We start from the raw sequence: 14,466 nt of genomic DNA, 5'->3' as shown, positions 1-14,466 counted from the left end.
GGGCTGAATCTTCAGCCCCTTTCCAATTTTCTAACCTAGATTAAGTTTTCGATTTGTGAAACGCTCGGTTCATGCGGTCTTTTAAGAAGTTCCGATGAATCTTAGTCGCGGTATCCCCACGATTGATTTTTAACGTATCATTTAACTCTTGCAAGATATAAGTTGCGGTCGCTTGACTGATCAAATCATGCTTACTTGGCTTTTCTAATCCTGCAATGGCAATTAGACGTTCAACGTAGGCCACTTGTAACATTTGACGATACGTATTCACATCGCCACGAATATCCGCTTTAAACACCGCATCAGTTAAATCATTGAGCATATCGGCTAATGGATATTCGTTTCCATAGCGAGTGCTGTCAGTGATCCGCATCATGACATTTGGGTGGAGCAGATGGTCCATCACACGAGACTGCATGCGCAATAACATGGAGTGTGGCTTTGGATCTTCGTTGTTGCCGTAGTGACTAAATCCACGACGTTGCTTTTGTAAAAACGCAAAAAGCGGCTCTAAGTCAGCAATCGCATCAGGTGCAAAAATATGCTTATTGAGCGCTTGCATTGCCTGTACTTGCTTCTCACGTGGGACTGGCGTAAACGGCTGGTCATATCCTTCTTGGCCCACCACCGCACGATTGATGTAAACACCACCAACATAGCGAGACATCACGTTGGCTTGGGTCCCCATGCTGCCGACAATGATATTGGCCGCTACCACCAAATCTTGATGACTTTCGCCTGGCTGTAACACTTTGTCTTTAAGCGTTTTGGCCTCAAAGTGTAAACGCTCTATGTATTGCTCAGCATAGGTCACGGCATCGCTCGACATATCACCGGTCATGATCCGAGGGTCGATGTGGCGGCCAGGTGCACGCATGTCATCGGCATCATTACCAAAGGCGAGTGCTTTTTGCGTCGATTTTTGCAAAATAGACTCTAGGCGTTTGGCTTCTTCTTCTGGATCATCCAGTGCGGGAGAGTAACCATAATAAATGGCCCAATCATCATAAGGCCCTGGCGCGTAATCATAGTAATCGCCTTGCTCAACACCCACTGGCGCAAGATTGATTGGGGCATAATCCATGACCGATCCTGTGATGGCTCCTTGTGTGATGTCTGCATTATGCACGTCTTTGGGCGAATATAATTGCGAGGCCATCATGTTGTGATTCAGGCCAAGAGTGTGACCCACTTCGTGTAAAGTAAGGTGTAATAAGCCTTGACGCAAAATCTCATTATTGTCTAGGTCATAGATATCAGTGGTGCTTTGGCCGCCGATCATCTGACCTAATGCCACGCCCATATTGATTTCGTGGCCTTTTGAGCAATGTAACGTCTCTTCAGCCCAGGCGTTCATTAACGAATTGTGATCATGCGCATCGTGTGCGTCATTGTCATTCAACATCGTACCTTGCGTGAACATACCTTCATACAACCAACGATTGGTCATAAATACGTATTCAAGCATGATGTCTGCAGCAATGATTTCCCCTGTTTGAGGGTTTGCTAGACTTGGACCGTAGCCGCCAAACGGAGGGCGTGGAGAGCTCGTCCAGCGTAAGACGTTATAACGAACATCTTCGGCAGACCAATCTGCATCGTCGGGCTGAATCTTGACTTCTAACGCGTTGCTAATTCCGGCCTTTTCAAACGCAGAGTTCCACGCTAACACCCCTTCTTTGATAGTCTCACGCCACTCGACAGGTGTGGTGTTTTCAATCCACCATGTTATGGGTTTGACTGGGTCAGATACCTCTGCAGTTGGGTCTTTTTTCTCTAAATGCCAGCGCGTGATGTAGTCGCGATACGGTGTGGTATCAGGTGTAGTTTGGTCGTCTTTGTACGTACCAAAATAGCCAACACGCGCATCATCTACACGAGGTTCAAAATTGTTCTCCGGTAACTTTACAAAAGCGTGTTGCAAGCTAATGGTGGTAAAACGGGGATCGGCATTACCGCCAGTGCCCCAGTTGCGCGGGGTAGGGTTTTCAAACACATAATCCACAGTAACGTGCGTATTTTCAGGGAAATTGTTTACGCTGTTTAGGCGAGTTTTATTCTTTGAAAGCTTGCCGAGTTTGAAGCGTTCTTTTTCCACTTTGGGGTTGCGACTTGGGTAAGGCTGAATACGATGCACATTTTGATTCAACAAAATATCATCTAAATTGACAAGGATTTTGCCTTCTTCATCAAATTCGATCTTAGTGGTCACCAAAATCGCATCTGATGTATTGGCGTGAGACGCCTTGCTAAGAGCATTTTCTGGATCGAAATAGAAAAAGTCATTCACCGCCACAACATCAAGACGATCAAAGTACTGACGAAATTCAATTAAACGCTCGGTGCGATATGCTCCGACAAAATGACGTACGTCCACCACACCATTGACGGTTTTGGCAAAGTATAGAATTGGAGTATCAAGCTGGTCTTTGCTCAAACTCAGTTTTGCAGAGCCAGTTTTAGGGTCGCGATAAATTTCTAAATAACCAGGGAGGTGGTCAAGATCTTTGACTTTGTCCGCAAAGGTTTCTTTTTTTTCTTCTTTCTCTGCGTCATCCTCCTCGTCTTCTTCTTCTTCGTTTTTTTCGGCTTGTTCACCTTCTTCCTGAGCTTTGGAGCTTTCGGCTTTCGGTGGTTTCGGAGCATCTTCAGCGAGTAACTCGGTGGCTAAAATTTGGGGGGATAGCGACAGGGCTAGGGCAACCGCAATGGCGGTTAAACTCATATTCTTCATGTACATTCTCCATTTTTGCTGCAAATATACTAATGAGTCAATCCACAAATGCCTACCCCTACGACTAACTAATCATTGCTTAGTTTGTAACAAAGCTTTACAAATACTGTAAAGGAGATGTTATGCGACTAATTATCTTAACCATTTTGGCGCTTCTAGCGTTTGCTGGAAATTCGTTACTGTGCCGAATAGCTTTGTATGAAACTAATATCGATCCAGTATCGTTTACCACAATCCGCTTGGTTTCTGGCGCGTTGTGTCTGCTACTTATTGTATACTTGGTTAAGCGGCAGAGCTTAATTTATTCGCAAAAAAGCTGGCGTTCGGCTTTGTGGTTATTTGTCTATGCGATTTGTTTTTCGCTCTCTTACATAGGTCTATCAGCGGGCACTGGGGCGTTAATTTTGTTTGCGACGGTGCAACTCACCATGTTGAGTTTGAGTTGGTGGAAAGGTGACCGCTTCTCAAAACCGCAATGGCTCGGCTTTGTTATGGCCTGGTTGGGCTTGGTTTATTTGTTTTTACCTGGGGTAACGGCTCCGCCCCTGACCAGTGCAATGTTGATGATAGGTTCAGGCATAGCGTGGGCCTTGTATACCTTACGCGGGCAACAAGGGGGTGATCCAACGCAAACGACGGCTCTAAATTTTATTTACAGTATTCCATTTGCGCTGGTATTAAGTGTGATTGGCTTGAGTTATGCAACCTTGGATGGGTATGGCGTGATCTATGCGGTATTATCAGGTGCGATCACATCAGGTGTAGGCTATGCAATTTGGTATGCAGTGTTGCCAAGCATGAAAGCCAGTACAGCGGCCAGTTTACAACTCAGTGTCCCGGTCATTGCGGCCGTTGCTGGAGTTGTATTATTGGATGAAATGCTGACATTGCGTTTGAGCATTGCTAGCATTTCAATTTTGGGTGGAGTAGGTATCGTCTTGTACTTTCGCCAAAAGAAAACGGTGCAAAATCAGCATGGTAACCAATAGCCCTTGGCGCACCATACGCGTTATCATTCCAAGTAAACCTGGCGATAGCTAAAGCTTGGACAAAGTGACAAATTACCTATTTAAGAGCTGAATTTAGTTATCTTCTGTAGCAAAGCGCCCCAGAATATACTCAATACTTGGATCCACAATAAAGCGGTCTTGCATCGCTTCACGTCCAAGTAACATCAAATACGTCATGTTCGAGCGATCGGTGAGGGTCAATTGGATGTCCCAAGTGGTGTCATTCATCGTTATCGGGGTCGTTATCACAAACCGTCTTTCGCGGGTCGCAGTTGAGCTTTTGACGATTTTGCGAGATACCACCGGTGCTTCACGGCGCACGACTCGTTTGACATCGTGATAGTCAGGGTGGATGTCAAAACTGACCCACGGTATGCCGTCTTTTTCAAATTCTTCGATATTATCGACATGCAAAGATGAGGTGGCGGCGCCAGTATCAACGCGAATATGTAAGCCTTTGATGGCTAATTTGGGCAAATTGCACTGTTCAATTGCCCCAATGATGGTTTTGTTCATCGTGTTACCGTATCCAAATTATCTTGCAGCAGTTCGACGTGTTCTGCCACGGTATCGGGTTTATGAAAATACGCAATGTGATAGACCGCCTCCCCTTCTTGAGTAAGCGGGATATTTTGTTTGCCAATCACAACCCCCTCCGAGGGAGAGAGGATTTTGTCCAATACATCGCCATAAGGATTGGCGATAGTGCCTAGCACTTCGCCTTTACTCACATGATCGCCAAGTTGAGCATGATGATTGATTAAGCCACTTTCATTTGCGCGCACCCAGCCACTTTGCCGAGCGATGAATGGTGCAATTGGGTGCCCCTTGCGCTTGACCTTATTGAGCATACCGATTTGACGCATCACATTGATGATCCCTTTAACACCAGCTCGAATCGAAAATTCATCGTAACGCAAGGCTTCACCAGCTTCATACAACAACACTTTGGCACCAAGCTCGCTAGCGGTTTCGCGCATGGATCCATCCCGTAAATCAGCGTTCAAAATGACCGGCATACCAAAAGCTTTTGCCATCTCCAACGTTTCAGCATCATCACAGTTAGCTCGTATTTGAGGTAAATTCGAGCGATGAATCGCTCCGGTGTGCAAATCAATACCGACATCACATTTTTTAATAATTTCCTCGACGAAAAGATGCGCAATACGACCACCAAGTGAGCCTTTGCGACTACCCGGAAAACAGCGATTCAGATCGCGCCGGTCTGGCAAATAACGACTTTGATTCAGCACACCGTATACATTGACCATGGGTACCGTAATCAAAGTGCCTTTTAGGTTCTTAATCGAGCGACTTTTTTGTAGACGATTGATGATTTCAATCCCATTTAACTCATCCCCGTGGATGGCTGCACTCACAAACATAATCGGGCCAGCGCGTTTTCCACGTCTTACCTCAATGGGGATGTGCATGCTTGTATCCGTGTAGAGTGGGGGCATCTCCAACCCCAATCGAACCGTTTCCCCAGCGTTAATGGTCTGTCCCGCAATCGTTAAAGGGGCGATTTTCACTAGCCTTTGCCTCGAGTCTTGGTGGCGTTGGGTTTGGCAGATTTGGCAATAAAATCAATGATCATACCTGCCACGTCTTTGCCGGTCGCTTTTTCAATGCCTTCTAAGCCTGGAGATGAATTCACCTCCATTACCACAGGGCCGTGATTCGAGCGCAAAATATCGACTCCAGCCATGTTTAAGCCCATGGTTTTGGCTGCATCAACAGCCGTTTTACGTTCAGCAGGAGAAAGTCTTACCAAACTTGCAGTACCACCTCGATGAAGATTAGAGCGAAACTCTCCTGGAGGGGCTTGACGCTTCATCGCGGCAATGACCTTGCCTCCGACGACCAGACAACGAATGTCTGCACCACCAGCTTCTTTAATATATTCTTGAACCAGAATGTTGGCATTCAGCCCCATAAAGGCTTCAATGATGGCCGTTGCTGCTTTATTGGTATCAGCGAGTACCACGCCAATACCTTGGGTGCCCTCGAGTAATTTTATGACCACAGGCGCACCGCCAACATTTTTGATCAAATCGTCAATCCTGTCTGGATGGTTGGCAAACCCGGTACGCGGCATACCAATGCCTTTGCGAGAAAGTAACTGTAATGAACGCAGCTTGTCACGAGAACGACTGATCGCAACCGACTCATTAATGGAATAGGTACCCATCATCTCAAATTGACGCACGACCGAGGTACCATAGAACGTAACCGATGCACCAATGCGAGGAATGATCGCATCATAATGAGGTAATGCACGTCCTTTATAGCGAACCGATGGTTTGGCACTGGTAATATCCATGTAGCAATGCATGGTATCGATGATGTCGATTACATGGCCTTTCAGCTCAGCCGCTTCACGCAGTCGGCGAGTGGAATAGAGGTTGGGATTGCGCGATAAAATACCAATTCGCATTCTCTGTCCTTGTTAAAGTAATGAAATATTTTTAAAGCAATCATAATTCAGGAATGCCAATTCACCTAGTAAAAGTGTTCAATGATCTCTTTAATTATAATCAGGCTGATATGTTGGTGATTGGGTTTTTGTGTAGGATTTCACAATTCTGTGATGACAACGCCTGTAAATGTCCTTATAATGCGACCCGCACTTCTGTGCTGAACCTCTCAATGGCCCGATAGCTCAGTTGGTTAGAGCATCCGACTCATAATCGGCAGGTCCCCCGTTCAAGTCGGGGTCGGGCCACCATTTTACCTACGATCTAAATGGGCGTTTATACAAGACCATTATCAATGACAAAACGAGTTACTATGTATTTGCAAGGGATGCGCTAATTGCCACAACGGATGGCAATAACAATATCACCGCGCGATTTATTCACTCCGATCAAATCGATGAGCCGCTCATCCAATACCAAGGCGCAGCAGCAAGTTACAGTGCCACTCAATACTTACATGCCAATTACCAACGCAGTGTCATTGCGGTGAGCAATCTGAGCAATAGCAAAGTATCGCAGGTCAATCAATACGATGCTTTTGGTGTGCCTGCTGGCATTAATAACACCTTGTTTGCCTATACGGGGCAATTGTATTTAAACGAGTTACAATTATACTACTACAAAGCACGGATTTATCATCCAAAGCTTGGGCGATTCCTGCAAACTGACCCTATTGGTTATGAAGATCAGATGAATCTGTATGCATATGTGGGGAATGATCCTATTAATATGGTTGACCCAACGGGTATGTATGGTCGAGGAAGTGGTTGGACGGATGAGCAATGGGAGCAATTTGATGCAGCTCAAAAACAAGCAGCTTCAGATATGACCGCAAGTGCTGCATCAATGCGTGAAGAGGCGGCAGGACTAGAAGATGGAGCAACTAATGGAGATGGCTATTCAGCCTCAGAGCTAAACTCTATGGCAAACGACCTTGATGCCGGAGCTGCAAAGTTAAATGATGATGGCTCAGGTGGGCACATGGCAAATGCGGTTTCAACCAGTGATATTAACGGTAATTTTGGAAATGCTGTAGTTGGTGGTACAACCATCAACGTAGCAACGGACCATGCTGCATTCGGTAACAATAGAAATACTCAATGGATGGCTGGGCATGAGTCTTTGCATAATGTAGGTTTAACACATCCTAAATATATGGGTTTTGTGCCGTATAGATTTGGTAGTTTTGGACAAAAGATGTCATTTAAAAACTTGCCTAAAGGGAAACGTTATAAAAACCCAGATCACGTTATGAGTCGAGTCTATCCATGATTAAATATATAGTTTTAATTACTTTTCTTGCGTTTAGTTTTGGTTGCAAAGCGACTACTTGCTTGATTACTGAAGAGAGTATTGCTGAAAATAGTAGTAAATATGCAGAACTATTCAAAATAACGCTCACGAAGCGAGGACCGTTGCTAAATGTAGAACTTTCCGCTCCCACTGAAATTGAAGGGAAAGTACTGCAAGGTGTGCTCCTTCATAAAATAGAAAAAGGGCAGACGGTGTTTACCATTCCTTTAAACACATACGTTGAAAACAGTAGAGTTTCTTCTTGGTATGATGCTGATGAGCAGCTTGTAGTTGGAAATTTCATAACGTTTGATTATGGTGAAAATTGCGGCCTATCGTTAAAATATGTGGTGAAGTAACCTTTTGAATCCAAAGCCTCGCTAGTCGGGGCTTTTTAATATCTGACATAGAAGATAAAGAATAACCAACTTTTTATGGAAAAGGTTAAATGGCAAGGAATTATAACCAGATAAAACTAGCAGAAACTTTACGAGAATTTGAAGTAAACGGCACTATTTTCACTGCTGATATGATTGTAGAGCAGACAACATATAGCAAAAACTCAGTCAATAAATACATAAATGAAAAGCTTTTAGATAAGTATGTTTTTCACGCTGGCTCCCGCACTAAATATAGGTGTGAAGGAATCGCAGCACTTTCAAATGAAGAGTTTCTGGCTGTTATGAGTCAGTCTGCGAAAGCTAAGAAGAAGACACCCGAAGAACAATTTTACGAGAAATTGATTGGTCGAAGTCTTGATGCGTTCACGTTGGCGCTAGAAGTATACAATCGTCCAAGTATGAAGAATAGAGTCGAAGCATTTACTATTATGATAGTTAATGCTTGGGAGTTATTGTTAAAAGCGGAGATCTTAAAGGTCGAAGGATATGACAAGATTTTCTATGACAATGATAGAAGTCTTTCTGTTTCCGATGCTTTAAAACGAAGGCTTCAAGAGAAAGATCCTGTACGTATAAATTTGGAAACACTAGTAGACTTGCGAGATCAAGCTGTTCATTTGTTAATGCCTGAATTGCAACCGCAGCTATCACGGCTGTTTCAAGCAACCGTCTTGAACTATCAAACCAGATATAAAAATGAAATGGGTAATGCGCCTTTGGCTGGGCAAAGTGTCGGTATGTTAAGCCTTGTACTTGATGGCCCCAAGCCAGAAATAGCCCTTATTCAAAAGCAATATGGCAAGCATACCGCCAATTCTGTTTCTAAATTCATTAATAGGTTTGATAAAACAGCCAAGGAAGTTGATTCAACTGAATTTTCGATACCAATTGATTATCGACTTGCTCTTGTTAAGCGAGAGGATGAAAGTGACCTTTCTTTAAGCGTGGGAGATGAAGGTGAAGGTGCGATAATAATTACTAAAACCAAAGACCCAGAGTTGACTCATCCATATCATCAGAAAGAAGCTTTAGACGAGATTAACAAACGGCAAGATATCGCATTTATAAAAAGCGGAGCATTTCAGGCTGTAATAAGTAAACACAAGATCAAAAAGCAAAAGAAATCCGAATTTCGATATGAAATTGATGGGAGACCCCGCTACTCAGAAAAGTTTATTGTGTGGTTTGTAGAAAATTTAATGCAGCCTAATTGGTTGGATTCTGCTAAAGAATTTCGTAAAAAACAACTGAGAAACAAATAAGCTTTTGCTCTCAAACCAAAGCCAGCGGAAACTGGTTTTGTTTTTTGGGTCAATGAAAATAGTCGTTTGGTGCCACATTCAATTGGGTGATCTGTTCAGGCGAAAATCCATGCCGAAGGAGTTGGAAATCTCTCATCTGCACTTCGGCTTTTTTGCCTGCGCCAATAACTTGATAAAGGCTACCGCTAGTGGTTTTGATTAACTGATTGTTAGGTGATATTTCCACTATTTTTGATGTGCTAATGTAGTCGTTGGTTGCAAAGCGGTACGTCATGTCCTCGACACATATACCCCATAAAATTTTCCCGACCATTTCCTCACCATCAAAAATTGAAACGATGCACATCCTGATGGTCAGCGTTTTGCCTTTACTATGGACGGACACGATTTACCTCTTATGGTTATAGTTACATTTTTACCATAAAAAGTGTCGGGAAGTCTCAGGCCTTACCAGTGTTGCTAGACGGGGTTTGCCGGACGGACACAAAGCACTCTTAATCACCTAATGGTACTTATTACAAAGTTGGGGCCACTAATGAGGTAGCCTTAGGCATCCATAGGCTTTCATTAGGGACCATTAGTAGCCCCTTAGTGCTACTTAGAGAACATTAGGGGAGTTATTCTTATTATTCTCTTTAATATTTAATAGTATCTAAAGAAGATGAATACTAAATATCCTTTCCCTTGATATCAGTATAGCTATCATAATATCTCTGCATGAGGTTTCCCTCTTGCTTAAATAGGAATGCTTGATGAAGTTCTTGTGTTGATAGGATGTCCTCATGGGGTGGCCTGAGTGCCATATCTTTATTCTGGATATGCAAAGTGCGGTGTGACTTGATGACCTCTGGTTTTACTGTTATCTCCACACCCATTATTTTCTTAAAGCTTTGTTGCATCTGTGTTTGTAGGATATCCCAGTGTGATGCTGTCACAATAAAGCTGTCATGAATGGGCAAGCAGGTTATCCCAAGTGCCAAGAGGGACAGCATGATATCTTCTGCCACACAGCTATCGTAATACTGAGCCTCTAGGCCTATTTGTGTACTGAATATAGATTCTATAACAGGGTGGGTGAGTATGATTTTTTTTTTCAGTTCCTGAGTGTTACACCCGAGGGCCTTAATGTCTTTTCCACTTAATCGATAATGTCCCTTTTCATCATTGATAAACGCATTAAAGGCCTTTTTTACCACAGGGCGACGTCTATCCTCTTTCCCCTCCCAGTTTGGTAATCCAATATCATATACATCTATTTTAGGAAGCAGGCATGTCTTATTAAGTGCATATATTATATTGATGGCAATTCCACTGAAATCTATTTCGATGGTCTTGCGGTTGTTGATCCGAATGACTGGGCGGTGCTCTGATGATACCCCTTGCCACCAGCCTCCGTAAAATCGCCCCCCTCTATCTAAACGTCCTTTTGCAAATATGCGTCGTAATTGCACCATATTGATATCTATATGGTGTTGGTAAGGTTGTTGAGTGCGTTGGTCAACATGCTCACGTGTCAGTATTTGCCTGAGCTGCTCGTCCGTGGCATCAAGGTGGATGCACTGTTGTACAAGGTGACCATTTATCTTCGCCAAATTTTGTTGATATGTGTGCAATTTTTCATGGTCAAGATTGGGGTGGGTATGAGCAATAGCAACGGCCTTATCTGTTTTGTCTTTGTCTCTGATTTCAACGCCTCTTTGCATTGGCATGGGCTGTTGTGCAAGCCAGTGTATGTTTAACTGAGAAAAGGCCGTTTCCAGTATTTGTGTTGCTTTAAAAACCGTGACTTTGGATTGACCTGAGGAGCGATATTGACCTTTTTGTATCGTTATCCAATCTAATCTATCAAGCGCCTTAAAGACCGCTTCGACTTTGTTGGGGTATACATAAGGAATTTTGTTGGGGTCAGTGAGGTGGTAATGGCGCTTGTGCAAAGGAATACTGATGAGCTTTTCATGCCTGTGGTATTGCTTTTCTTGGTAGTTAATAAATAGTGCGCATATCAGATGTCTGGCAATGTCTTCCAATGCAACTCGTCGCTTTTGTGCATTACCCCCTTGCTGAGATTTGTTCAATAGTTCAACACTGGTATTGGCTAACTCATCCACCAGCTTATTGATACTCTTGTTGGTAAAAGTTGGGTACCAATCAAAGCGTCTATCGAGTTTATCAGTCAACACAGCTCCTTACTGTTCATGCACATTACAAAATAGGTATCGCTATAGAATAAACATAATCAGAGATGCTCGCAAAAACTGATTATTTAAACTGAGAAAAAATCAGTATCTATATCGGAAAACTCCTTCCAAACAGAGCACGGTATTTCATTACGTGCACTGCTCCATCTTATTCATTTATAGGAATACCTTATGTATACAACATACACGTGGCCATGGGATACCCCTATGGCAATCTCTAGTCATGCGCATCGGTTATTACATGATGTCATCGTAACGCCTTTTGATAACTTGCAGGAGTCAAAAGCATTCTGGCATGACACCAAATGCTGCTTGCATATTCAGTTATCGGATTATCCAACTGTTTTGACGGATGCTCAAACTCGCTGTTTATTAGAGCCGGACTTTGTCGAGCATGATGATGGATGTTCACTTTACTGTCAGATCACCGGTAATGCCGGGGGCGGTGTGTTTTTACTCATCTTGCACGCTGAGGAGGTCTAACATGGAGGGTTATACTCTAATATCATCGGGACAATGCCCTCTACTCAATGCACGTTCGCATGCAAAGCTTAACTACGACATCCTGCATGATGACAAACAGAATATCTATTTGCGCTTCGTATCGAACTCTGGAGGTGGGTTTTTTAGCCCGGACATCATTGCTATAACAGCAATCAAAGATGTTTTGCAGAAACTCCCAACAGAGAAAGTATTTAGCTCAACGGTATTCAATTGCTTGTTTGTTGGAAAAAGCGCAAATAACGCTTCTTTTTTAGCAGCAGTATTACGCCAAGAAGGCATGCTTTGCCCATCCTCAAAGCATGTTTATCGACACGAAATTGGCAACCTCGATGCCATCTGTAAAAACCACGCAGTTGTCCCTAACAAGACGACGTCTTAAATCATCAATAAACTTGCCCACCCCAATCAATACATATCACTAAATGTCCTTTTAGCGTTATGCATTTGTTTGGTGTGGGTGTATCACATTCAAAGGAAACCAAAGATGTTCTTGATACTATCATTATTTACTATTTACCTCATTTGTACCAAACCTCTCGCACTAGAGCGTCTAAGCCAGTGCATGTTTGGTATGTTCAGCTTGCTTATTTTGCTCATTACGAAAATCCATCGATTTTATAAGAGTGCCAAAAGGAGTAAGGCATGAGTCAAATTAACTATGTGGCTTATTACCGAGTCTCGACGGTGAAGCAAGGAAAAGCTGGCTTAGGAATGCAAGCTCAAAAACAGGCCATAAGTGATTTTCTAAGGCTACACAATGGCATCTTAGTGGCTGAGTATACAGAGGTTGGTTCGGGCAAAGCCTCTGACCGTCCAGAGTTTGAAAGGGCTGTGGAATATGCTCAACTGGCTAATGCTGTTTTGTTAGTGGCTAAACTAGATAGGCTAAGCCGAGACTTACACTTTATTACTGACTTACAGAAAAAAGGGGTCCGCTTTAAACTCGCTGATTTCCCTGACATCGACCAACTGACGATTCATATCTTGGCTGCAATGGCCCAACATGAAGCGCAGATGATTTCGCAACGAACTAAAGCAGCCCTTAGTGCGGCAAAGTTGCGTGGTGTGAAATTGGGTAACCCCCAACTGAGCGTTGTCGTAATACTGACACTATTTCTGCAACTCAAGCCCGTACGTCTGCTCAAGGCGCTTGGCGACAAAAAATCATCAAGGTCATCCATCATCTGCAAGCTCAGTACCCGCAAGCCAATACGGTCGAACTGGCCCACTTGCTCAATCAACGTGGGTTATGCAGTTATCGTAACAAGCCTTTCAGCAGTGCCATCGTGTCACGACTACTGCGTCAGGCTTAATCATACAAGGCAGGCTCACCCCTGCCTTTTCATTCAAAGCATTAAACAACATTTTATACCGGAGATAATGATGAAATACTCATATATTGACCAAGCTTTTATTGATAATTTACCCACACCAAAGGACAAGATTAAGGCGGAGTATCGAGCGGACAATTTACCGAAAGGCTTTCGCATCGAGATACGTCAGACGTCAAAAGGGGTGGGGACATATCGCTACCGCACCAAAGAAAAAGACCACAACTTAGGACGTTCCGATAGGCTTTCATTGGAAGAAGCATTACAAAAAGTGGCTCAGCTCATCCCTCAATCCAGCCAATCCCCTCATTCCCCCCTTTCACCACCCATTACCCAGACGAGTCATATGTCAATGTTGAGCTTGAATGCGTTTTGGGAGCAGTATTATTGGCCACATGTCAAAACCCGATTGCGCACATTTAGGAATATTGAGTCGATGTGGCGACTTCGTCTTAAGCCAACTTTTGGATGTCAGCAGCTTGAGGAGATTAAGGTGATAGATATAGAGCGGTTTCAAACTAATTTGTTAGAGCAAAATTTATCAGGTAGTCATATTACCGGACACTTAAAGTTATTGAGTCGCATGTTTACATTGGCAATACAATGGGAGCTTGTCACTAAGAACCCATGTGATAAGGTTGAGTACATTAAGTTTGATAATCAAAAAGAGCGCTTTTTAACGCCTCAAGAGCAACAGCGTTTTATCGAAGTCCTCATCCAGCACCCTGAGCGCCCGGTTAACCTATTGATGATATTCTTACTGGTAACGGGAGTAAGAAGTGGGGTAGCAAAAGCGCTTCAATGGTCTTGGGTCGATATGAATAGCTGCACAATAACGGTTCCACCTAGTGTCGCTAAGAATAAAAAGCAAAATGTGATCTTACTCAACACAACCGCCATGGATATCTTATCCCGAGTGTTAGGAATGCATTGTACTTATGTGTTTATTAATCCTGTGACGCAAAAGCCATATAACGATTTTAAAAAGTCGTTTAAGAGTGCTTTAAGGGAGGCTGATATACCTCAGACTGTGCGTATACATGACCTACGTCATACGTTTTGTAGTAATCTTGTATCGAGCAACGTTTCATTAGCGAGTGTTCAACAGTTAGCGAATCATGCCTGTTATACCACCACCCTTAGATATGCAAAAATATCTCAGGAGACGCTTAGAAACGCCTGCCAAGTGGCCGCCATTGAGCTTTAAAATAATGCCCCCTACTTACTCATATTGCTATGGGTGGGTAGGGGGATTT

Annotated in this window: 13 protein-coding genes and 1 tRNA gene; 8 read left to right on the top strand and 6 right to left on the bottom strand. The window is 43.4% G+C overall.

Features of this window, described 5'->3' with window-relative positions:
• Positions 1 to 40 precede the first annotated feature (40 nt).
• Positions 41 to 2,734, bottom strand: coding sequence for a zinc-dependent metalloprotease (locus tag NLG07_RS00070; protein WP_254855664.1), 2,694 nt, complete (start codon positions 2,732 to 2,734; stop codon positions 41 to 43).
• A gap of 122 nt (positions 2,735 to 2,856) precedes the next feature.
• Here NLG07_RS00070 and NLG07_RS00065 point away from each other — a divergent pair, with 122 nt between their 5' ends.
• The gene (locus NLG07_RS00065; RefSeq protein WP_254855663.1) at positions 2,857 to 3,723 is read left to right on the top strand and encodes a DMT family transporter; all 867 of its coding nucleotides are present in this window, start codon (positions 2,857 to 2,859) and stop codon (positions 3,721 to 3,723) included.
• A gap of 93 nt (positions 3,724 to 3,816) precedes the next feature.
• On the opposite strand, the gene NLG07_RS00060 is transcribed toward NLG07_RS00065, so the two are convergent.
• The 3 genes from NLG07_RS00060 to rimK are packed head-to-tail and all read right to left on the bottom strand — an operon-like array spanning position 3,817 to position 6,181.
• Positions 3,817 to 4,260, bottom strand: coding sequence for an ATP-dependent zinc protease (locus tag NLG07_RS00060; RefSeq protein ID WP_254855662.1), 444 nt, complete (start codon positions 4,258 to 4,260; stop codon positions 3,817 to 3,819).
• Positions 4,257 to 5,276 carry a succinylglutamate desuccinylase/aspartoacylase family protein gene (locus NLG07_RS00055; RefSeq protein WP_254855661.1) on the bottom strand — a complete coding sequence of 340 codons (1,020 nt, stop codon included), beginning with the start codon at positions 5,274 to 5,276 and terminating at the stop codon, positions 4,257 to 4,259. Before NLG07_RS00055 ends, NLG07_RS00060 begins: the two co-directional genes overlap by 4 nt.
• Complete coding sequence (rimK, locus tag NLG07_RS00050) at positions 5,276 to 6,181, bottom strand: 30S ribosomal protein S6--L-glutamate ligase (protein ID WP_254855660.1); 906 nt, start codon at positions 6,179 to 6,181, stop codon at positions 5,276 to 5,278. Before rimK ends, NLG07_RS00055 begins: the two co-directional genes overlap by 1 nt.
• A 214-nt stretch (positions 6,182 to 6,395) precedes the next feature.
• On the opposite strand from rimK, the gene NLG07_RS00045 reads away from it, so the two are divergent.
• From NLG07_RS00045 to NLG07_RS00030, 4 genes are all read left to right on the top strand, one after another.
• A tRNA-Ile gene (locus tag NLG07_RS00045) sits at positions 6,396 to 6,472 on the top strand.
• Between the two features lie 235 nt (positions 6,473 to 6,707).
• Positions 6,708 to 7,493 (top strand): RHS repeat-associated core domain-containing protein, encoded by a 786-nt coding sequence (locus NLG07_RS00040; protein ID WP_254855659.1) that lies wholly within the window; start codon positions 6,708 to 6,710, stop codon positions 7,491 to 7,493.
• Positions 7,490 to 7,873, top strand: a complete 384-nt coding sequence (locus tag NLG07_RS00035) for a hypothetical protein (RefSeq protein ID WP_254855658.1) — start codon at positions 7,490 to 7,492, stop codon at positions 7,871 to 7,873. Before NLG07_RS00040 ends, NLG07_RS00035 begins: the two co-directional genes overlap by 4 nt.
• Positions 7,874 to 7,962: 89 nt before the next feature.
• The gene (locus NLG07_RS00030) at positions 7,963 to 9,177 is read left to right on the top strand and encodes a DUF3644 domain-containing protein (RefSeq protein ID WP_254855657.1); all 1,215 of its coding nucleotides are present in this window, start codon (positions 7,963 to 7,965) and stop codon (positions 9,175 to 9,177) included.
• Positions 9,178 to 9,226: 49 nt separating this feature from the next.
• Here NLG07_RS00030 and NLG07_RS00025 read toward each other — a convergent pair whose 3' ends face one another.
• Positions 9,227 to 9,490, bottom strand: a complete 264-nt coding sequence (locus NLG07_RS00025) for a hypothetical protein (RefSeq protein WP_254855656.1) — start codon at positions 9,488 to 9,490, stop codon at positions 9,227 to 9,229.
• A 355-nt stretch (positions 9,491 to 9,845) separates the two neighbouring features.
• The gene (locus NLG07_RS00020) at positions 9,846 to 11,354 is read right to left on the bottom strand and encodes a hypothetical protein (RefSeq protein ID WP_254855655.1); all 1,509 of its coding nucleotides are present in this window, start codon (positions 11,352 to 11,354) and stop codon (positions 9,846 to 9,848) included.
• A 192-nt stretch (positions 11,355 to 11,546) separates the two neighbouring features.
• Between NLG07_RS00020 and NLG07_RS00015 the strand changes: the two genes are divergently transcribed.
• From NLG07_RS00015 to NLG07_RS00005, 3 genes are all read left to right on the top strand, one after another.
• Positions 11,547 to 11,858, top strand: a complete 312-nt coding sequence (locus NLG07_RS00015) for a hypothetical protein (RefSeq protein WP_254855649.1) — start codon at positions 11,547 to 11,549, stop codon at positions 11,856 to 11,858.
• Between the two features lies 1 nt (position 11,859).
• Positions 11,860 to 12,258, top strand: a complete 399-nt coding sequence (locus tag NLG07_RS00010) for a hypothetical protein (protein ID WP_254855648.1) — start codon at positions 11,860 to 11,862, stop codon at positions 12,256 to 12,258.
• Between the two features lie 263 nt (positions 12,259 to 12,521).
• Entirely contained in the window at positions 12,522 to 14,417 is a 1,896-nt protein-coding gene (locus NLG07_RS00005) for a recombinase family protein (RefSeq protein WP_254855654.1), read from the top strand.
• Positions 14,418 to 14,466 lie beyond the last annotated feature (49 nt).

This window comes from Alteromonas sp. LMIT006, assembly GCF_024300645.1.
Lineage (GTDB): Bacteria > Pseudomonadota > Gammaproteobacteria > Enterobacterales > Alteromonadaceae > Opacimonas > Opacimonas immobilis.
Note: the sequence above shows the minus strand (reverse complement) of the source record. Positions and strands in the feature narration are given on the sequence as shown.

What these genes read in the sequence shown, in the direction of transcription:
- NLG07_RS00070 (WP_254855664.1), bottom strand. Translation starts at nt 2,734, where the DNA reads ATGAAGAATATGAGTTTAACCGCCATTGCGGTTGCCCTAGCCCTGTCG.
- NLG07_RS00065 (WP_254855663.1), top strand. Translation starts at nt 2,857, where the DNA reads ATGCGACTAATTATCTTAACCATTTTGGCGCTTCTAGCGTTTGCTGGA.
- NLG07_RS00060 (WP_254855662.1), bottom strand. Translation starts at nt 4,260, where the DNA reads ATGAACAAAACCATCATTGGGGCAATTGAACAGTGCAATTTGCCCAAA.
- rimK (WP_254855660.1), bottom strand. Translation starts at nt 6,181, where the DNA reads ATGCGAATTGGTATTTTATCGCGCAATCCCAACCTCTATTCCACTCGC.
- NLG07_RS00035 (WP_254855658.1), top strand. Translation starts at nt 7,490, where the DNA reads ATGATTAAATATATAGTTTTAATTACTTTTCTTGCGTTTAGTTTTGGT.
- NLG07_RS00030 (WP_254855657.1), top strand. Translation starts at nt 7,963, where the DNA reads ATGGCAAGGAATTATAACCAGATAAAACTAGCAGAAACTTTACGAGAA.
- NLG07_RS00025 (WP_254855656.1), bottom strand. Translation starts at nt 9,490, where the DNA reads ATGGTCGGGAAAATTTTATGGGGTATATGTGTCGAGGACATGACGTAC.
- NLG07_RS00015 (WP_254855649.1), top strand. Translation starts at nt 11,547, where the DNA reads ATGTATACAACATACACGTGGCCATGGGATACCCCTATGGCAATCTCT.
- NLG07_RS00010 (WP_254855648.1), top strand. Translation starts at nt 11,860, where the DNA reads ATGGAGGGTTATACTCTAATATCATCGGGACAATGCCCTCTACTCAAT.
- NLG07_RS00005 (WP_254855654.1), top strand. Translation starts at nt 12,522, where the DNA reads ATGAGTCAAATTAACTATGTGGCTTATTACCGAGTCTCGACGGTGAAG.